At 57.4% G+C, this 17,950-nt stretch carries 16 protein-coding genes and 1 pseudogene; 7 read left to right on the forward strand and 10 right to left on the reverse strand.

From position 1 onward, the window contains the following. Window positions 1-142: 142 nt before the first annotated feature. Window positions 143-691, reverse strand: coding sequence for a DJ-1 family glyoxalase III (locus RGW60_RS15785; RefSeq protein WP_322205472.1), 549 nt, complete (start codon window positions 689-691; stop codon window positions 143-145). A gap of 256 nt (window positions 692-947) precedes the next feature. Here RGW60_RS15785 and RGW60_RS15790 point away from each other — a divergent pair, with 256 nt between their 5' ends. From RGW60_RS15790 to RGW60_RS15805, 4 genes and pseudogenes are all read left to right on the forward strand, one after another. Beyond that, window positions 948-2,243, forward strand: coding sequence for an NCS2 family permease (locus tag RGW60_RS15790; RefSeq protein ID WP_322205473.1), 1,296 nt, complete (start codon window positions 948-950; stop codon window positions 2,241-2,243). Further along, window positions 2,240-3,328 carry a tRNA (uridine(54)-C5)-methyltransferase TrmA gene (gene trmA / locus RGW60_RS15795; RefSeq protein WP_322205474.1) on the forward strand — a complete coding sequence of 363 codons (1,089 nt, stop codon included), beginning with the start codon at window positions 2,240-2,242 and terminating at the stop codon, window positions 3,326-3,328. The genes RGW60_RS15790 and trmA overlap by 4 nt, the downstream gene beginning before the upstream one ends. Window positions 3,329-3,369: 41 nt before the next feature. Then, window positions 3,370-3,719 (forward strand): annotated as a pseudogene (locus tag RGW60_RS15800) (neutral zinc metallopeptidase); the annotation flags it as partial. A 4-nt stretch (window positions 3,720-3,723) separates the two neighbouring features. Beyond that, window positions 3,724-4,707 (forward strand): alpha/beta hydrolase, encoded by a 984-nt coding sequence (locus RGW60_RS15805; RefSeq protein WP_322205475.1) that lies wholly within the window; start codon window positions 3,724-3,726, stop codon window positions 4,705-4,707. Window positions 4,708-4,839: 132 nt separating this feature from the next. Here RGW60_RS15805 and RGW60_RS15810 read toward each other — a convergent pair whose 3' ends face one another. The 3 genes from RGW60_RS15810 to RGW60_RS15820 form a co-directional block, all read right to left on the reverse strand. Beyond that, a complete protein-coding gene (locus RGW60_RS15810) occupies window positions 4,840-5,433 on the reverse strand; it encodes an HAD family hydrolase (RefSeq protein WP_322205476.1) in 594 nt (197 codons plus the stop codon). Beyond that, window positions 5,430-6,299 (reverse strand): acyl-CoA thioesterase II, encoded by an 870-nt coding sequence (tesB, locus tag RGW60_RS15815; RefSeq protein ID WP_322205478.1) that lies wholly within the window; start codon window positions 6,297-6,299, stop codon window positions 5,430-5,432. Before tesB ends, RGW60_RS15810 begins: the two co-directional genes overlap by 4 nt. A 148-nt stretch (window positions 6,300-6,447) precedes the next feature. Continuing rightward, complete coding sequence (locus RGW60_RS15820; protein ID WP_322205479.1) at window positions 6,448-7,017, reverse strand: GNAT family N-acetyltransferase; 570 nt, start codon at window positions 7,015-7,017, stop codon at window positions 6,448-6,450. Window positions 7,018-7,371: 354 nt separating this feature from the next. Between RGW60_RS15820 and RGW60_RS15825 the strand changes: the two genes are divergently transcribed. Next, the gene (locus RGW60_RS15825) at window positions 7,372-8,610 is read left to right on the forward strand and encodes a TIGR03862 family flavoprotein (protein WP_322205480.1); all 1,239 of its coding nucleotides are present in this window, start codon (window positions 7,372-7,374) and stop codon (window positions 8,608-8,610) included. A gap of 33 nt (window positions 8,611-8,643) precedes the next feature. On the opposite strand, the gene RGW60_RS15830 is transcribed toward RGW60_RS15825, so the two are convergent. From RGW60_RS15830 to RGW60_RS15850, 5 genes are all read right to left on the reverse strand, one after another. Then, a complete protein-coding gene (locus RGW60_RS15830) occupies window positions 8,644-9,978 on the reverse strand; it encodes a DEAD/DEAH box helicase (protein WP_322205481.1) in 1,335 nt (444 codons plus the stop codon). Window positions 9,979-10,017: 39 nt separating this feature from the next. Beyond that, window positions 10,018-10,962: a drug/metabolite exporter YedA gene (yedA, locus tag RGW60_RS15835; RefSeq protein ID WP_322205482.1), complete on the reverse strand. Its 945-nt coding sequence runs from the start codon at window positions 10,960-10,962 to the stop codon at window positions 10,018-10,020. A 199-nt stretch (window positions 10,963-11,161) separates the two neighbouring features. Continuing rightward, window positions 11,162-11,773 carry a 3'-5' exonuclease gene (locus tag RGW60_RS15840; RefSeq protein WP_322205483.1) on the reverse strand — a complete coding sequence of 204 codons (612 nt, stop codon included), beginning with the start codon at window positions 11,771-11,773 and terminating at the stop codon, window positions 11,162-11,164. Window positions 11,774-11,825: 52 nt separating this feature from the next. Beyond that, window positions 11,826-12,305, reverse strand: coding sequence for an NYN domain-containing protein (locus tag RGW60_RS15845; protein ID WP_322205484.1), 480 nt, complete (start codon window positions 12,303-12,305; stop codon window positions 11,826-11,828). A 167-nt stretch (window positions 12,306-12,472) separates the two neighbouring features. Continuing rightward, window positions 12,473-13,303: a DUF2076 domain-containing protein gene (locus RGW60_RS15850; RefSeq protein WP_322205485.1), complete on the reverse strand. Its 831-nt coding sequence runs from the start codon at window positions 13,301-13,303 to the stop codon at window positions 12,473-12,475. 196 nt (window positions 13,304-13,499) lie between these two features. On the opposite strand from RGW60_RS15850, the gene RGW60_RS15855 reads away from it, so the two are divergent. Both RGW60_RS15855 and RGW60_RS15860 read left to right on the forward strand, forming a co-directional pair. Continuing rightward, window positions 13,500-14,171: a YciC family protein gene (locus RGW60_RS15855; RefSeq protein ID WP_322206945.1), complete on the forward strand. Its 672-nt coding sequence runs from the start codon at window positions 13,500-13,502 to the stop codon at window positions 14,169-14,171. A 92-nt stretch (window positions 14,172-14,263) separates the two neighbouring features. Then, window positions 14,264-15,346 carry an endonuclease/exonuclease/phosphatase family protein gene (locus tag RGW60_RS15860; protein WP_322205486.1) on the forward strand — a complete coding sequence of 361 codons (1,083 nt, stop codon included), beginning with the start codon at window positions 14,264-14,266 and terminating at the stop codon, window positions 15,344-15,346. A 28-nt stretch (window positions 15,347-15,374) separates the two neighbouring features. On the opposite strand, the gene hrpB is transcribed toward RGW60_RS15860, so the two are convergent. Next, window positions 15,375-17,915, reverse strand: a complete 2,541-nt coding sequence (gene hrpB, locus RGW60_RS15865; protein WP_322205487.1) for an ATP-dependent helicase HrpB — start codon at window positions 17,913-17,915, stop codon at window positions 15,375-15,377. Window positions 17,916-17,950: the final 35 nt, after the last annotated feature.

The following is a 17,950-nucleotide window of genomic DNA, read 5'->3' on the forward strand; positions in this document are numbered from 1 at the left end:
TAGCTGCAGCGCAGTTTGTCCGCGTCTTGGTTTTACGACTTCGTGAGATTGGCAACGTTCAGGCTGGAGTGATGGGTGTCAGAATCAGAAGTGGGTATTTGTAGGAGTTGGCTTGCCAACGAAAGGGAAAGCGAACTACGTATCAACCCAGCATTTTCAAAACCGCCGCCCGCCTTCCCTTCCCGCAGAGAAGTTCAACCAGCACCAAAGCAAACTCCAGCGCCACCGTAGAACCCTGGGCGGTGATGCAATTACCATCTACCACCACCGGCTGGTCAATAAACACACAACCCGATAGCCGACTGCTCACGTCGGGGTGGCAAGTCATACGTCTTTGTTTAAGCACTCCGTAGCCTTGCAACGCAACCGCAGGCGCTTCACCGATAGCAGCAAACAAAAAACCGGCTTTCATCTGTTCGACCAGTCGTTGGGCTAGCGGCTGATAAGCAGCCAGGTGCTCAGCGCCAGGCATACCGCCGGGCAGGACTATCAAATCAAAGGGTTGCGCCAAGACATCGACTAACATGGCATCGGCGGTTATACGCGTTCCGCGTGCGGCGGTCAGCATCCGCCGCGACTCGATACTGGCGACAACCACTTCAACTTCGGCACGGCGCAATACGTCAATCACGTTCACGCTCTGCAGGTCATCAATGCCGTCCGCGACGACTATCAAGGCACGTTGAGTCATCTAAAACTCCTTTGTGGTAGTGCTGTGAGAGTAGTCAGCTTTTGTGACCGGGTCGCTATTAAGTGTCGATAGTGCGCATGGCCGGCTTCCTGCATGTTTTACGCTGAACATCTGCCGGCAGCCATCCACTCGGGCGGCTGGTATGATGCGCGGCTTTTTCCGACACGCAGAAAATGTACGGGCACATTCAACAGCCTGTGCTTTGCTGCATTAGTCGATTCATTTACGGCGCAGGATGCGTCATGGGGAGCTAGACATGCTGGAAAGGCTGTTCCAACTCAACGCACACAATACGAATGTGCGTACCGAAATTCTTGCGGGCGTCACCACCTTCCTGGCCATGGCCTACATCCTGTTCGTCAACCCGAGCATCCTCGGCGAAACCGGCATGGACAAAGGCGCAGTCTTCGTCGCAACCTGCCTCGCCGCAGCCATTGGCTCGGCCATCATGGGCTTTATTGCCAACTACCCGATCGCCCTTGCACCGGGCATGGGCCTAAACGCTTTCTTCACCTACACCGTGGTCCTGCATATGGGCCACACCTGGCAAGTGGCGCTGGGCGCGGTGTTTATCTCGGCAGTGATGTTTTTCATCCTGTCGATCTTCAAGATTCGCGAATGGATCATCAACAGCATCCCGCTGCCGTTACGTTCGGCAATTGCGGCGGGCATCGGCTTGTTCCTGGCACTGATCGCCTTGCACAACGCCGACATCGTGGTGTCCAACCCGGCAACCATGGTCGGCATGGGGGATCTCGCGAAACCGGCACCCATTTTCGCGACGCTGGGCTTTTTCCTGATCGTGGCGCTGGAAGCCCTGCGGGTGAAAGGCGCGGTGTTGATCGGAATCCTGGCGGTGACCATTGTTTCCATCGCATTCCACTTCTCACCGTTTGGTGGCGTGATGTCGATGCCGCCTTCGCTGGCCCCGACCTTCCTGCAACTGGACATCAAGGGCGCGCTGGACATCGGTCTGTTCAGCGTGATTTTCTCGTTCTTGTTCGTCGATTTGTTCGACAACTCCGGCACCCTGATCGGCGTCGCCAAGCGCGCCGGTTTGATGGGCAAAGACGGCTACATGCCGAAAATGGGTCGCGCGTTGGTGGCTGACAGCACCGCTGCCATGGCCGGTTCGCTGCTGGGCACCTCGACCACCACCAGTTACATCGAGTCAGCCGCAGGCGTCAGTGCCGGGGGCCGTACCGGTCTGACCGCCATCGTCGTCGCGATTCTGTTCCTGCTGGCGCTGTTCTTCGCTCCGCTGGCCGGCAGCGTTCCGGCTTACGCCACCGCCCCGGCGCTGATGTTTGTCGGGGTATTGATGATGTCCGGCCTGGCCGAAATCGAATGGGATGACATCACCGTTGCCGCTCCAGTGGCGATCACCGCACTGGCGATGCCGTTTACTTTCTCGATTGCTAACGGTATCGCTCTAGGCTTTATCTCTTGGACTGCGATCAAGTTGCTGTCCGGCAGGGCGCGTGAGCTGAACTCGGCGCTGGTAGTGCTTTCGATTTTGTTTGTGATCAAGTTGGGCTGGTTTAACGCATGAGTGTTTCTTTCGACCCCGCGAGCTATAACCATCAGTTCGCAGAAAAAGCTACGCGCTTGCGTGAACTACTGGCGCCGTTCGATGCGCCAGAGCCTCAATTGTTCGAATCACCGCACGAGCACTATCGGCTACGTGCGGAGTTCCGTCTGTGGCGCGAAAACCAGCAGCGCTTTTATGCGATGTTCGCGCCGGGAAACAACCACACGCCGATTCTGATTGACGATTTCCCCATCGCCAGCCAGCGTATCAACGACTTGATGCCCTTGCTACGCGAACGCTGGGAGGCTAGCGCAACGCTGAACTTCAAGCTATTTCAGGTGGACTTTCTGACCACCCTGGCAGGCGACGCGATCATTACGCTGTGCTATCACCGCCCGCTGGATGAGGTCTGGCAGGTAGCAGCGGAGACGCTCGCCGCCGACCTTAACGTCAGCGTGATTGGCCGATCGAAAGGCAAGCGCATTGTGATCGGTCGCGATTATGCGATCGAAACGTTGGAAGTGGCCGGTCGCACTTTTACCTATCAGCAGCCAGAAGGCTCGTTCACCCAACCCAACGGCGCGGTTAACCAGAAAATGCTCGGCTGGGCTTACGACGCCCTAGGGCAACGTGATGACGATTTGCTTGAGCTGTATTGCGGCAATGGAAATTTCACTCTGCCGCTGGCGACTCGGGTCCGTCATGTATTGGCGACCGAGATCAGCAAAACCTCCGTCGCAGCTGCATTGAGTAATCTTGATGATAACGGCGTGACGAACGTCAAGTTGGTGCGATTGTCCGCTGAAGAGCTGACGGAGGCTCTGAACGACGTACGTCCTTTCCGGCGTTTGGCGGGCATCGACCTGAAAAGCTATGCGTTCGGCAGCATTTTCGTCGACCCGCCCCGCGCGGGCATGGACACCGACACGTGTGAACTGGCACGCCGTTTTGAACGCATTTTGTACATCTCCTGCAACCCGCAAACCCTCGCCGCCAACATTACGCAGCTGCACGACACCCACCGCATTGAGCGCTGTGCATTGTTCGATCAGTTTCCGTATACGCCGCATATGGAATCGGGCGTGCTATTGGTCCGCAGAACTTAATCTCTGATTGTTGCCTCATTGCCCTATCACTGCAGGACGTTCATGTGCAGACATTGCTCGAAATTTCAGCGAAGATTCAAATCGTGCGGCGACGCGGTGTAGCATTGAGGCAGCAACGGCTATTAGTGCGTTCGGATCTGCAACTAGACTGTCTTGAAGGTCTCTGGGCCTAAAACAGACAAAAGCGTTTGAATTGGTTGAAGCCGGGTGATATTGAAGAAGTCTTGAATGCCAGCCCATGGCGATGACTGATGGCAACAACAGAGTCAGTGCCTGTCGTGCCCGACTCTTTCACTCACACATCTCGGCACAGCGCGTGCGCTGGTTCAAGTCCGGTTTTGCCCAGGGACAAATCAATCAGTGCGAAACCTTCTCCGCAAAGAGCCTTTAATCACATGATAAAACCGTTATTGGTCCTGTTGTTGAGCACCCTTCTGAGCCTTACGGCGAACGCAGCGGATCAGGCGGTGAGAGCCTTAAGCCCCGAAAGGCTGGCCATCAATGGCAGCTTGGCAACCATCGGCCTGAGCAAACAATGGAAACAACCGCAGCCCGGCACGCGGCGGGCGGTGATTATCATCCACGGCCGGTTGCGCAATGCTCAAACGTATTTGCGCAGCGCCGAGAAAGCGTCCTATCGCTCCGGGCTGCGTAGCTCAACCCTGCTGATTGCACCGCAGTTTCTGGACCACAAAGATATTGTCAGTCACCACCTACCGGACGTGATTCTACGATGGCACAAGGATGACTGGATGGACGGCAGCGCCGCCACCGGTCCTGCGCCAGTGAGCTCGTTTACGGTTATCGATGAAATCTTGCTGAAACTCAGCGACCGAAAACTGTTCCCGAACTTGCAAGAAGTCGTGATTGCCGGTCACTCCGGCGGCGCTCAGGTGGTGCAACGTTATGCGATGGTCGGCAAAGGCGGCGTAGAACTGGAAAAAGTCGGTATCAAGTTGCGTTATGTCATCGCAAACCCTTCGTCCTACGCTTATTTCAGCCCGCAGCGGCCTGAACCGGTAAACGCGACGACATGTCCCGGGTTCGATACCTGGAAGTTCGGCATGAACAAGCTACCGCCGTATGCTGGCAAACAAACCGCCGAGCAGCTCGAAGCCACCTATGTTAGCCGTGACGTTACCTACCTGCTCGGGGAACTGGACACCGATGTCAACCACCCGGCCTTGGATAAAACCTGCGCCGCTGAAGCTCAGGGCACACAGCGTTTGATTCGCGGACACAACTTCTTCAGCTACCTGCAAAAGCGCCATCCCGAAGGACTGAAGCAGCAAATGATTGAAGTCCCAGGCGTAGGCCACGACGGCGACCTGATGTTCACCTCGCCCGAAGGTCAGGCCGCCTTGTTCAGACAGCTCTGAGGACCAAGACGCGACCATCGGTCAAACCTTTGTAAGAACCAACTTGTAGGCCAAGCGGGATGCCACGCATACCGCATCAGGGCCAAGGCCAACAAGTTGGCTCGTACACATCGCCTCATTTGATAGTCACGGTTAAATCGCCAACATCCCACGCAATGCGATGCAATCAACCGCGTACCAATCGGTTAATTCTGGCCACGGGTTTTCCGGCAGATTGACCAATACGGTCTGTGCGCCCGCCGCGCGGCCGCAGTCGAGGTCGAAGCGGTAATCGCCGACCATGACCATCTTCGACGGTTCGACATTCCAGCCTTGTGCCAGCTTCAGCAGTCCACCGGGATCTGGTTTCGGTGGCGCTTCGTCACGGCCAAGTACGTCGTCAACGGCAAAACAGTCGGCCAAGCCAATTGCCTCAAGCGTTACGTGGGCCAATTCACGGGCATTGCGAGTGAGGATGCCAAGACGGTATCCGCGCGCCGCTAACTCACGCACCAGTGCTACCGCGCCGGGCGCGGGTTGCGAGGCCAGCGCCAATTCACGCTCGTGCTCCAGCAGCCACGCATGCTTGGCGGCAGACACATCAGACGGCAGGGCAGCAAGGTGGCTGAGAATGTCGTCTTGCAGCGGAATGTCCAGCGCACGCTTGATTGCCAGAAAGTCATGCACGGCGAGGGTCAGGGTGCCGTCCATATCGAACACCCAGTGCCGAACCTGTTGAAGACTCATGCCCAGTCCTTGCGATGACGAATCAAGCCTTCCTGACATACAGATGCCACCAACTGCCCGGCGCGATTGTAAACACTGCCACGACTGAATCCGCGAGAATTGCCAGCCCAAGGGCTGTCCATGGCGTACAGCAGCCAATCGTCAGCACGCAGGTCTGCGTGGAACCATAGGGAATGATCGAGGCTGGCGATCTGCATGTCTTTCTGAAACACCGACTTGCCATGGGGTTGCAGGGAAGTCGTCAGCAGGTTGAAGTCCGAGGCGTATGCCATCAAGTATTTATGCAGCGCAGGTATGTCGGGCAAGCTGCCGTCAGCGCGGAACCAGACATACTTCACAGCTTCGGTCGGGGCCGGGTTATAGGGGTCAATGTCCGTCACCGGTCGAAATTCGATAGGTTTGGGGCACAGCAGTTTTTCACGCAACTTTTCAGAAATCAGGGGCGCGCGCTGCTGGGTCAACTCCAGTTCGGAAGGCAAGTTCTCAGGCCCGACGACGTCCGGCATCTGAGTTTGATGCTCGAAACCCTTTTCGTCGTACTGAAAAGAAGCGCTGCACGTAAATATAGGTTGGCCCTTCTGAATCGCCGTGACCCGACGGGTGCTGAAACTGCCGCCATCACGCACGCGATCCACCTGATACACCACCGGCAGCGCTACGTCGCCGGGGCGCAAAAAATAACCATGCAGCGAATGCACATGGCGTTCGTCTTCCACTGTCTGGCTCGCCGCCGACAACGATTGGCCCAGCACTTGACCGCCGAACAATTGACGAAAACCAAGGTCTTGGCTGCGCCCGCGAAAGAGGTTTTCTTCAATCGGCTCCAGGGTCAGTAGCGCAACCAGATCATCCAACACTTGGCTCATTTGGGAATTCCTCACACAAAAACAATGCTGCGCCTTCAGGGCGGCGGCGAACGGTTCCATCAGCGGCAACGGGCAGTGAACTCAGAGCTCATCCCAGACTGCGGGGTCAAGCCGCAAATGATACAGAAATTGTCAGCGTGAACCGTATTCATCCTTGCAACGTTTGCAGCCACTGTTGCCGGGTTATTCGGTAGAGCACGTGGGGCTTCAACGGATTGCCACGAACCAATGTCGGGTGATCAAAGTCGTCAGCTGAATTACGCTGCATGCCAATGGCTTGCATGACTTTTTGTGAAGGCAGATTGAGTTCGGCGGTAAACGACACGATTTCGTCCAATCCAAGGCGATCAAAACCGCATCCCAGCGCGGTCCAAGCGGCTTCGCTGGCATAACCCAACCCCCAGTGTTCACGCGCCAGGCGCCAGCCAATTTCCACCGCAGGGGTGAAATGTGCTTCAAACCCCACCACGCACAATCCGGTAAAACCAATAAACGCTCCGGTATCCTTGCGTTCAAGCGCCCATAGGCCAAACCCCAACTCCGCGAAATGGCCACGCACACGACCGATTAGCGCCGCGCTTTCCAGACGGCTCATAGGTTCCGGAAAATAGCGCATTACCTGAGGATCGGCGCACATCGCTGCGAATTCGGGCAAATCATCATCGCGCCAGCGACGCATTAGCAGTCGCGGGCTGTTGAGTTCGAAAATCGGCTCCATCGGCTTACCCCCCCTGACTCACCCAAGTCCCGCCGTATTGTTCTCTCGCTCAACCGCCCTCATCTCCGACAATGCAGGCAACATCAGGTCTTCGACCTCGAATAAGCTACAAAATGTCCATGCCGCTCATCTACCGTGCCGATTACGTAAAATAGCGCCTATGACGACGGCGCAACTGCCCACATTGGCGGTGATAACGGAGCGAATTCTTGCAGGGCCTTATGACATTGGAGCTAGTGTTGCCTGATTTAGGTCAATCACAGGTGACGCCCAGGATCGTTCATTGCGAGGCGCTTAAAAGCGTGGGCGTCCTCGGGTAGAATGCGCGGCTACTTCGCTGATCCACAGTGCACCATGACCTCTACCCATTCAGCAGTCCCCCTTACAGTCGCGATCATCGGTGGCGGCCCTGCTGGACTGATGGCGGCTGAAGTTTTGAGCCAAGCGGGAATCAAGGTCGATCTGTACGACGCTATGCCGTCGGTGGGTAGAAAATTTCTGCTGGCAGGCGTCGGCGGCATGAACATAACCCATTCAGAGCCTTACCCGGCGTTTCTCGCTCGATACGCTGAACGTTCGCCATTTATTGCACCACTGCTGCAAAGTTTTGGCGCTGACACGTTGCGCGACTGGATTCATCAGTTGGGCATCGAGACCTTTGTTGGCAGCTCCGGTCGTGTATTCCCCGCCGACATGAAAGCCGCGCCGCTTTTGCGCGCCTGGCTCAAGCGCTTGCGCGACGCGGGCGTGGTGATCCACACCCGCCACCGCTGGCTGGGCTGGAACGCCGATGGCAGTCTGCGAATCGCCAATGCTGAGAAGGAGCAGAAGATCAAACCGGACGCGCTGCTCCTCGCCTTGGGCGGCGCTAGTTGGGCGCGTCTGGGTTCCGATGGCGCATGGTTGCCCTTGCTCGAACAACAAGGCATCGCTATGAAGGCTTTGCAACCCAGCAACTGCGGGTTTGAAGTGACGGGATGGAGCGAGTTACTGCGCAGCAAATTTTCAGGCGCACCGCTGAAGAACATTGCTATCGGATTACGCGGGCAAATACCGCGCTTGGGCGAATGCGTTGTGACCGCGACGGGCGTCGAGGGCAGCTTGATTTACGCGCTGTCAGCGCAGATTCGGGAGCAGATCAATCAGCAGGGATTTTCCACCGTGGAGATTGACCTGCTGCCAGGAAAAAACATCGACAACATCCAGGCCGCGCTGACGAAACCGCGTGGTTCGCGTTCGATGTCCAAACACTTGCACGGCCAGCTAGGGATTGATGGCGTGAAGGCGGCTTTGCTGCGCGAATTGGCGCCAGCTGAGGTCTTTGCAGACCCACTGCTGTTGAGCCAAACACTGAAAACCCTGCCGCTGAAACTGGTTAAACCGCGCCCCCTCGATGAAGCCATCAGCACCGCAGGCGGTGTTCCTTTTGAGGCGCTGACCCAAGAACTGATGCTCAAACACTTGCCAGGTGTGTTCTGCGCGGGCGAAATGCTCGACTGGGAAGCACCCACCGGTGGCTACTTGTTGACCGCGTGCTTCTCCAGCGGCCAAGCGGCCGGGCTGGGAATAGCCCGCTGGCTAAAGCGCTTGTAGGGGTTCTCGGCAGCTACTCTGTCACCAGCGAAATTAAGGCTTTTTCTTGCGCGGTCCGGTGTTGAACACGGGCACTTTGCGCACGGCTTTGACTGCAGGGATGTCGGCCGCCTTCTCGTTGCTGTCGACCCATTTACCCAGGTTGCGCTTGGCGCCACCCGGTACTTTGGGTTTTTTCGGCTTCTTGGGTTTTTTCAGGATCTGGCCGCTGGCGTCAGTGGCTGGCACCCGATGTTCCGGCTCAAAGTCCTGCTCTTCGTGGCGATCCAGCGTCTGACGAGTCAGAGTTTCGATGGCAGAAAGCAATTCAACTTCATCGGCGCAAACGAACGAAATGGCTTCGCCGGTAAGCCCGGCACGACCGGTGCGGCCGATACGGTGGATGTAATCTTCGGCCACGATGGGCAGGTCGAAGTTGACCACCGTTGGCAGGTCTTCGATGTCCAGACCACGAGCAGCGACATCGGTGGCCACCAGAATCTTGACCTCGCTGGCCTTGAAACGGTCCAGCGCACGCTGGCGGGTGGCTTGGGGTTTGTCGCCGTGAATACCGTCGGCATTGATACCGAGACCTTGCAAACGCTCGACCAATTGATCAACGCCAATGCGGGTCTTGGCGAACACCAATACCTGACCCCAATGCTGCTTTTTCAGCAAATGAATAAACAGCTCGGTCTTACGTTTCTTGTCGACCGGCACCACCCACTGCTTCACTGAGCTGGCGGCGACGTTACGCGGGCTGACTTCAATGGTCAGCGGGTCGTCGAGCATCTGACCTGCCAACTGACGAATCGCATCAGAGAAGGTCGCCGAAAACAACAGCGTCTGGCGGCGTTTCGGCAGCGCGGCATAGATGTCGCGCAGCTCTTCGGAGAAACCGAGGTCGAGCATGCGGTCGGCCTCATCCAGAACCAGAATTTGCAGTTGGTTGAATTTCAGCGCTTTCTGCCGATAAAGATCAAGCAGACGACCCGGTGTGGCCACCAATACATCCACGCCGCTGCGCAGCTTCATCATTTGCGGATTGATGCTGACGCCGCCATACGCCGCGTAGGTTTTCAGCGGCAGGTTTTCGTTGTACTGCTCAATGTTTGCGTGAACCTGCTCGGCCAATTCGCGAGTTGGCACCAACACCAGCGCCCGTACCGAGTTGGCGGCTACTTTCGGGCCTTCCATCGTCAAGCGCTGCAGCAAAGGCAAGGCGAAACCGGCGGTCTTGCCGGTTCCGGTTTGAGCGGCGGCCATCAAGTCGCGGCCAGCCAGCACCGGCGGAATCGCCTGAGCCTGAACAGGCGTCGGAGTCTGGTAGCCGAGGGCCGTAACGGCACGCAACAGGGGTTCGATCAGGCCGAGAGTGGCGAATGTCATGGGGATACCGTAGAGGAAATTCAGCGCAAGGCGCGCAGTTTACCCTGTCCGCACCGATCCAGCCTGCTCCTGTTCCGTTTCCAGCGGCACGGGCTGTGGCTGCGATCGCTTGCGCCACTGAGGTAAGCCGATCAACACGACAGCGCTAATGATCACCGCCATGGCCAAACACTCTTCGATACCGATATGTTCACCGGCAAAGAGCATACCCAACAGCACCGCCACCGCCGGATTGACATAGCAATAACTAGTCGCGGCCGCCGGACGGACGTTTTTCAGCAGGTACATGTAAGCACTGAACGCGACGATGGAACCGAACACCACCAGATACGCCAAAGCGCCCCAGCCTGCAGCGGGCGGCATCTGTTCCAGGCGCTCACCGCGCACGGCACTGGCTAGCAATAACGCGCCCCCGGCCACAATCATTTCTGCCGCGCTGGCCATGGGGCCGGGTGGCAAAGGCAGGCTTTTGCTCCACACCGAGCCGAACGCCCACGAGGCCGCCGCGAAGATCACTAATGCGGCACCATAAGGGCTGGATTGCAGGTTAGACCCCATGTTGAGCAGGCCGATGCCGATCAATCCAAGAAAGATGCCCGCCCATTCCAAACGCGTGTTGCGATGCCCCCACAGCAAGCCAAACAGGAGTGTGAACAACGGCACCACAGCAACAGACAGCGCCGCAACGCCTGACGCTACGCCTGCGTGCTCGGCCAGTGTAATACCGCCGTTGCCGCAGCCCAGCAGCAGAAAGCCGATCACTCCCGCCGCTCGCCATTGCTTCCACGTAGGCGCAGGAGCGCCGCGAAAACGCAGGAAGGCATAAAACAGACCGCCCGCGATCGTGAACCGAATCCCGGCCAGCATCAGCGGCGGCCACGACGCGACACCAATGCGGATCACCAAATAGGTCGATCCCCAAATCACGTAGAGGGCAAAGAAGGCTCCGATTAAAATCAGAGGAAAACGGCGAGAAGTCGGCATGGCGTGCTTTTAAGTCCTTTTTAGAGTGACTTATCTTATGAAAGCAACACATCAAATATAAGGAACAAAACCTGTTTATCTAGGCCATACAGTTTTCAAAGCACGGATCATTGGCTTATAAACTGTGTTTTCGAAAGATGCAGGCAGGCGCATGCCGCTGGGCCATCTGGACGTGAATGGCAAAGCGATAAGCCTGTGCTCAGAACCCGCGTTGGCGTTTGAGGGCTTCGCTGATCTTTGCAGCCGGAACTTTCTGCAGCGTACACAAAAACTGATGGGAAACCCCGGAAATACCGTGGGTCTGACGCAATTCGTTGGCCAAGTGCACGGTCAAGTTGGCGGCCATTTCGGCATCGGCCATGGCCCGGTGAGCCTTGCCGGTGTGGGGCAGTTTGGCCCAGGTCGTCAGGGTGCCAAGCTTGTGATTCGGCGCGCTTGGCATCAAGCGCCGCGCCAGCAGCATGGAGCAGGCAAAACTCTGCTCGCGATTACGCTGAATCCGCGACAACTCGTAATCCCAGAACTTCTGGTCGAACGAAGCGTTGTGCGCCACCAACGGTGTGCTGCCGACGAATTCTGCCACCTCCTGCATGACCTCAGTCGCAGGGGGCGCCGTGCGCAGCATGCTATTGCTGATCCCGGTCAGCGCTTCGATAAACGCCGGAATACGCACACCAGCATTCATCAGGCTTTGGTAACGCTCGACAATGCGCCCTTGCTCCATGATGACCACCGCAATTTCAGTCGCCCGACAGCTGTGGCTCGGGGAAATCCCGGTGGTTTCAAAGTCGATGACTGCAATACGTTCCAAACCTGGCCCAACCCTTCAGAAATCCAATAACAAAAAAACGGCTTTCAGACGCTTAGCTTCTTAAAAGAAACGCGCCTTCAATCGGCACATAACGGCTGGCGGCGCGAATCAGCGAATTGGCAGTCAACCCCGGCACGCCATAGGCAATTGCCTCGACCCCATGCTTGCTGATGATGCGCTCTAGCAGCAGATCAAAGTCGCCATCACCGGAAGCCAATACCACTTCATCGACGTGAGGCGCGACGTCCATGATGTCGATAGTGATGCCCACATCCCAATCACCCTTGGCCGAACCATCGCTGCGCTGAATGTACGGTTTGAGTTTTACCGTGAAGCCAAGGTTGCGCAAAATTTGCTGGAATTGCTGCTGCTTGCTGTCGCCACGGTCGATGGCGTACGCATAGGCTTCGACGATCTGCCCGCGCTGGCTGATATCGGCCCACAGGGCGGCATAGTTGAAATGGCAACCATGGGCCTGGCGTACGGTGTAGTAGAGGTTCTGTACATCGGCGAACACAGCAATTCTTTTCACCGGATATCCTCTATGGCGCAAGCGCGCGAGCTGGCAGCAGCGACCCAGAAATTGAATCGGCGCTCAGTATGCCAGTTTGAGGACGGTTTTGAAGCGCTGAGGGAAGTCAATAAGCGATCAGCTACCCAAGCTGGGGGCAGCTGATCTTTAGCAATCAGACAGCCGGATCAGACGTAGGAATCGTCGTCATCGGAAAAACCACCACCGTCGTCGCCGTAGCTATTGTCGGCAAACCCACCGTTTGGATCGTTATTACCAAAAGAGTCGTTACCGCTCACGCGCTGGTTATCGTTGCCCCAACCGTTGTCGCCGCCATTGGAGTTGTTGTCATTGCTGCGGTTCGGCTCCTGAATGACTTCAACAATTTCCTGCGGCTGCTGGTTGTGATGGAACATGCTACTGATGCCTTCCGCCAGCATCACACCACCCGCTACGCCGGCGGCGGTTTTCAATGCGCCACCGAGAAACCCGCTGCCAATCGGCGCGGCAGCCGCTGCTTGCGGCTGGTATTGACCCTGAGGCGGACCGTTGTAGTTGCCTTGCGGGGCGTTGTTGTACGGAGGCGGGCTCTGAGAAGGCCCGGACTCACGCCAGCCGCCAGACGATTGCTGAGGCGATGCCGGCCGCGGCTGCGAGAACGACGACTGTTGGGCTTGTGGCGCAGGATCACGGGAGCTGCCGAAAATACTCGACAGGAAACCACCGCTGCTTGGCGCTGGCGCCGACTGAGCCTGTTGCAGCTGGGCTTGGGTCTGCTGCAGTTGGTTTTGCAGTTGAGCCACTTGCTCGGCAAGCTGCTTGCTTTGTGCATCGAGCTGCTTGATCGCGGCTTCTTGCACCAGAATCGTCTGCGTCATGTAGTACGGCAGAGCCGGCTGCTGAGTCAGATGTTCCTTGATCCGTGCTTCAGCCTGGGTGTCACGGGGGGCTGAATCCGCTTCGGCTTGTCTCAATTTCGAGAAAAGACCATCGATCAGGGTTTGCTCTTCGCTGTTCATGGCGACCTCGTTAGATTGCCGTTAAAAAACATCGTCTGGCCAAAATGGGACAGGCGTATCTAAGGTTATGGGGCTGAACCGCACCGTTTCAATAGATCGCTCAAAATGTTACCGCCTCCACACTGAACGGAGGCTGTTGGCCGCTCAGTGGCCATACGCTAAAGTGTCGGACCGCTTTTATCTTGCGATCTAAATGATGAACCCGCTGACCGTTCTACAAGACTCGTTATATTTTTTCCGGCGCAATCTGAGCAGCATCGTCATGCTGTGCCTGCCACTGGTGGTGCTTGAAGCATTGAGCAAACAGGCACTAAGTAACGCAATGGCGTCCAACGCTTCGCAGGTTTACGAGTTACTGATCGGGCTGCTTTTTTACCCGCTGTACACTGGCGCACTGATCCTGTTTCTCGACGCCCGCAGCCGTAGCGAACAACCGCGCAAACGCGACTTGATGGCGATGGCCCTGCGCCTTTGGCCGACGTTCGCGGTGCTGTCGGCGTTGAGTACCTTGCTGATCATGTTTGGGTTATCGATGTTCATCGTTCCAGGCATATGGGTCATGGTCAAACTGGCGTTTTCCGAATACCTGCTGGTGCTGCGCGGCATAACACCGCTGGCCGCCATGCGTGAAAGCATCAAGATGACCCAAGGCCATTTTCTACGGATTTTGGCCTGTGTTTTGTGCGTCTATATTCCGCTGTCGGTGCTTGAAGGGATCAGCTTATTCATCTTGCCTGAGCCGCAGAGCGCACCGGTTTCGTTACTGATCGACAGCGTGAGCAGTTTCTTGCAGCTGTTTACCAGCGTCGTGATTTTTCGCCTGTTCATGCTGATCAACGAGCCACCGGCAAAAGGCCTGACCCTTTAGCGCCCTGCCCCTTTGGCGGCCAAGCGGTTATGCTCGGGCGCATCTTGCAACGCGATTCAGTCATTGAACGCTCTGCGTTCTAAGTCGAGCCGATGACCCGATTATTGCGCTACACCGTAATTGGCCTGATAGCGATTGGGCTGTTGGGTTCCTTGATCTATAGCTTGGCTTGGCATCCTTCCGCCAAGGAGACCGTGACGCCTATCTGTAAAGGCAGCGCTCCGGTGTTGGTGCCCGGCCAGGCGCTGAAAGTCATGACGTGGAACATCCAATACTTAGCCGGTAAACGCTATGTGTTCTGGTATGACATGGCCGACGGTAGCGGTACAGACGAACGGCCAACACCGGAAGACATCGCCTACAACCTCGATGAAGTCGCCCGGGTAGTCCGCGACGAACAGCCAGACATCGTTTTGCTGCAAGAGGTAAACGACGGCGCCAAGAATACCGACTATGACAACCAACTGGCGCTGCTTCAGGAACGGGTTGCTGATTTATACCCATGCAGTTCAGAAGCGTTCGACTGGAAGGCCGATTTCGTCCCTAACCGGCATATTTTCGGCAGCGTCGGAATGAAACTCGCCACCTTGTCTCGTTATGAAATCGCACACGCCGAGCGCATCCAATTGCCGCGCCCCGCCGGCAACTTCATTTATCGCCAGTTCCAACCCAAACGCGCCTTGCTGGTGAGTTATCTGCCATTGCGTGACGGCGGGCAAATAGCAGTGATCAATACGCACCTGGATGCTCCTCGAGCAAACGATGACACCTTGCAGCGCCAAGTGCAGGCCGTCAGTCAATGGCTCGATACCCTTGAGAGTCGAGGCACGCCGTGGTTGATCGGCGGTGATTTCAATTTATTGCCACTGGGCCAGTACCAACGGCTGGCACCGGCAATGCGCGGTGAATATTCGCAAGACAGCGAGTTGCATGAGTTGTGGGACAAATACCCGATGATCCCCACCAATGCCGAATCCGGCGGTATAGATCGCAGGCAGTGGCTGACCCATTTCCCCAACGACCCACGGATCGATGGACCGGACAGGACTGTCGATTACTTCTTCTACAGCCCGCGAATTAAAAGGGTTGAGGCGCAAGTGAGAGGAGAAGACACGTTGTTGATTTCGAATCACTTGCCCGTGATTGCCAGGTTCTTGTTGCCGGTGTTGCCCTGATCCCTCCTACAGATAAGTGTCATTATCTTTACTTGCGCGGCTTTATCCGCGCTGTCGGCTCCGCTACCAGTGGATCATCCGGCCAGTAATGTTTCGGATAACGCCCTTTTAAATCCTTCTTCACCTCGGCATAGGTACTGCGCCAGAAGTTCGCCAGATCTTGCGTCACTTGCACCGGGCGGCGGGCCGGGGACAGCAGGTGCAGTTTGATGATCTGCCGGCCACCGGCAATGCGCGGGGTGTCGGCCAAACCGAACAATTCTTGCAGACGCACGGCCAAAATCGGCGGGTGCTCACTGTAATCCAAGCGCACTGATGACCCTGACGGCACGCTCAAATGGTGCGGCGCCAGTTCGTCCAAACGTTGCGGCAATGGCCACGGCAAGACGTTATGCAGAATCGACGACAGGTCCAGAGTGCCAAAATGAGCAAGCCGCGACACTTTGCCTAAATAAGGCATCAACCAGGTTTCCAGACTCGCCAGCAATGCCGCATCACGCACGTCGGGCCATTCGCTGTCGGGCTGTTTTTCCAGATCAAGTTGACGTAACAACGCGACCCGCGCCTGCCACTGGCGCAGTTCGGGTGTCCAGGGCAACAGTTCCAAACCCTTGCGCCGGACCAAGGCCAACAACGCTTGGCTGCGTGCAGACTCATCCAGACCGGTAAGCGGTTCACGACTGAGTATCAACTCGCCAACCTTGCGTTGACGCTCAGCACGAAACACGCCTTCACGCTCGTCCCACTCAAGATGATCGACCGCCGCGACTTGCTCGGCCAATACCGAATCAAACAGCGCCGGGTCAAACTCGGCGGCCATGTAGATGCGCTCTTCCCGCTGCCCTTGGCGACTGCCCAAATCAGCGACCACCAGCCACGGTTGCTTCATCAAGGCATCGGCTTCGGAGAACAGCGCTGCACGGCCGTTGGCCAGTCGGTACTCCGCCCCACCAGCACGCCGCTGTTGCGCAACGCGATCGGGGTAAGCAAACGCCAGCAGCGCACCGGGCCAGCGTGGGTGATCAGGATCATTGACCAAGGTGCTGGTCACGCCACGCTGTTTTTGTAGGAGACCTTGGTATTGCCGCGACAGTTGCTTCGCACGCTGCACGCCGCCTTGCGCGCCTCGGGCTGCGCGCTCAGTACCCGCTAACAAGGTCAGACGACTGTGCAGATCGGCGCCAGCGCCACGCAAAATATCGCGTTCGCCTAACAACGCCGCCACGTCACACGCCAGCTCACCAAGGCCCAGCGCCTGACCGCGCAACACCAAATGCGCAATCCGGGGATGTGCCGGAAGTTCGGCCATGGCTTGACCGTGGCTTGTAAGTTTCCAGTCTTCGCCCGGTTTCTGGCTCAGGCCACCTAACCGACCGAGCAAATCCTGGGCTTGGGAATACGCGGCGGCAGGCGGCAGATCAAGCCACACCAATTGAGCCGGGGTCACACCCCAGCGCGACAGTTGCAGCGCGAGTCCGGCCAAATCCGCCTGCAGAATTTCCGCCGTGCCATACGCCGCCAATTGATCATGCTGGGCCTCAGACCACAGCCGATAACACACACCCGGTTCCAGTCGCCCGGCCCGACCGGCACGCTGGGTGGCACTGGCGCGTGAGATACGCTGAGTATCGAGGCGGGTCATGCCGCTGCCGGGATCAAAGCGCGGCACTCGCGCCAACCCGGCATCAATCACCACTCGCACACCATCGATGGTCAAACTGGTCTCGGCGATGTTGGTCGCCAGCACCACTTTGCGCACACCCCTTGGCGCAGGCTCGATGGCCGCACGCTGGGCATTCAGGTCCAGCTCGCCGTGCAGCGGGCAGAGCATGATGTCGTGACGCTCACCCAAGGCTTCGGCCAACTGTTGGTTAACCCGACGAATCTCGGCTTGCCCCGGCAGAAACACCAGAACGCTGCCAGACTCATTTCCGAGGGCATCCAGCACGGCCTGCACCACCCGTGGCTCGATGAACTCACCAGGCTGAAACGCACGCCCCCAGTTCATAGCCACCGGAAACATACGCCCATCGCTGCGAATCACCGGCGCGTCGTCGAGCAGGCTGGACAAGCGTTCGCCTTCCAGCGTGGCGGACATTAACAGGATCTTCAGCGGCTGCTCATCTCGAAATAATCCGCGACCATTGAGGCTAAGCGCCAAGGCCAAGTCGGCATCGAGACTGCGCTCGTGGAATTCATCGAAAATCAACAGACCCACACCTTCCAGCGCCGGGTCGTCCTGCAAGCGACGAGTGAGAATGCCTTCGGTGACCACTTCAATCCGGGTAGTCGGGCCGACTCTGCTTTCCAAGCGGATACGATAACCGACGGTTTCCCCGACCTTCTCGCCCAACTCACTCGCCAACCGCTCAGCCGCCGCCCGCGCCGCCAACCGACGCGGCTCAAGCATCAAAATGGTTTGCCCGGCGAGCCACGGCTCGTTCAGCAATGCCAACGGCACACGAGTGGTTTTACCGGCCCCGGGCGGCGCTTCGAGTACCGCTTCATGGCGTATAGACAAAGCTTCGCGCAGGGCGGGGAGGACAGCATCAATGGGCAGGGAAATCATGGCGGCTCCGGGGCAGGCCGGGGAGTATAGCGGTG

The organism is Pseudomonas sp. AB6 (assembly GCF_034314105.1).
In the GTDB taxonomy this organism is placed as follows: Bacteria; Pseudomonadota; Gammaproteobacteria; order Pseudomonadales; family Pseudomonadaceae; genus Aquipseudomonas.

Excerpts from the sequence above, each read along its gene's own strand:
- RGW60_RS15785 (WP_322205472.1), bottom strand. The coding sequence starts at position 691 with ATGACTCAACGTGCCTTGATAGTCGTCGCGGACGGCATTGATGACCTG.
- RGW60_RS15790 (WP_322205473.1), top strand. The coding sequence starts at position 948 with ATGCTGGAAAGGCTGTTCCAACTCAACGCACACAATACGAATGTGCGT.
- trmA (WP_322205474.1), top strand. The coding sequence starts at position 2,240 with ATGAGTGTTTCTTTCGACCCCGCGAGCTATAACCATCAGTTCGCAGAA.
- RGW60_RS15805 (WP_322205475.1), top strand. The coding sequence starts at position 3,724 with ATGATAAAACCGTTATTGGTCCTGTTGTTGAGCACCCTTCTGAGCCTT.
- RGW60_RS15810 (WP_322205476.1), bottom strand. The coding sequence starts at position 5,433 with ATGAGTCTTCAACAGGTTCGGCACTGGGTGTTCGATATGGACGGCACC.
- tesB (WP_322205478.1), bottom strand. The coding sequence starts at position 6,299 with ATGAGCCAAGTGTTGGATGATCTGGTTGCGCTACTGACCCTGGAGCCG.
- RGW60_RS15820 (WP_322205479.1), bottom strand. The coding sequence starts at position 7,017 with ATGGAGCCGATTTTCGAACTCAACAGCCCGCGACTGCTAATGCGTCGC.
- RGW60_RS15825 (WP_322205480.1), top strand. The coding sequence starts at position 7,372 with ATGACCTCTACCCATTCAGCAGTCCCCCTTACAGTCGCGATCATCGGT.
- RGW60_RS15830 (WP_322205481.1), bottom strand. The coding sequence starts at position 9,978 with ATGACATTCGCCACTCTCGGCCTGATCGAACCCCTGTTGCGTGCCGTT.
- yedA (WP_322205482.1), bottom strand. The coding sequence starts at position 10,962 with ATGCCGACTTCTCGCCGTTTTCCTCTGATTTTAATCGGAGCCTTCTTT.
- RGW60_RS15850 (WP_322205485.1), bottom strand. The coding sequence starts at position 13,303 with ATGAACAGCGAAGAGCAAACCCTGATCGATGGTCTTTTCTCGAAATTG.
- RGW60_RS15855 (WP_322206945.1), top strand. The coding sequence starts at position 13,500 with ATGAACCCGCTGACCGTTCTACAAGACTCGTTATATTTTTTCCGGCGC.
- RGW60_RS15860 (WP_322205486.1), top strand. The coding sequence starts at position 14,264 with ATGACCCGATTATTGCGCTACACCGTAATTGGCCTGATAGCGATTGGG.
- hrpB (WP_322205487.1), bottom strand. The coding sequence starts at position 17,915 with ATGATTTCCCTGCCCATTGATGCTGTCCTCCCCGCCCTGCGCGAAGCT.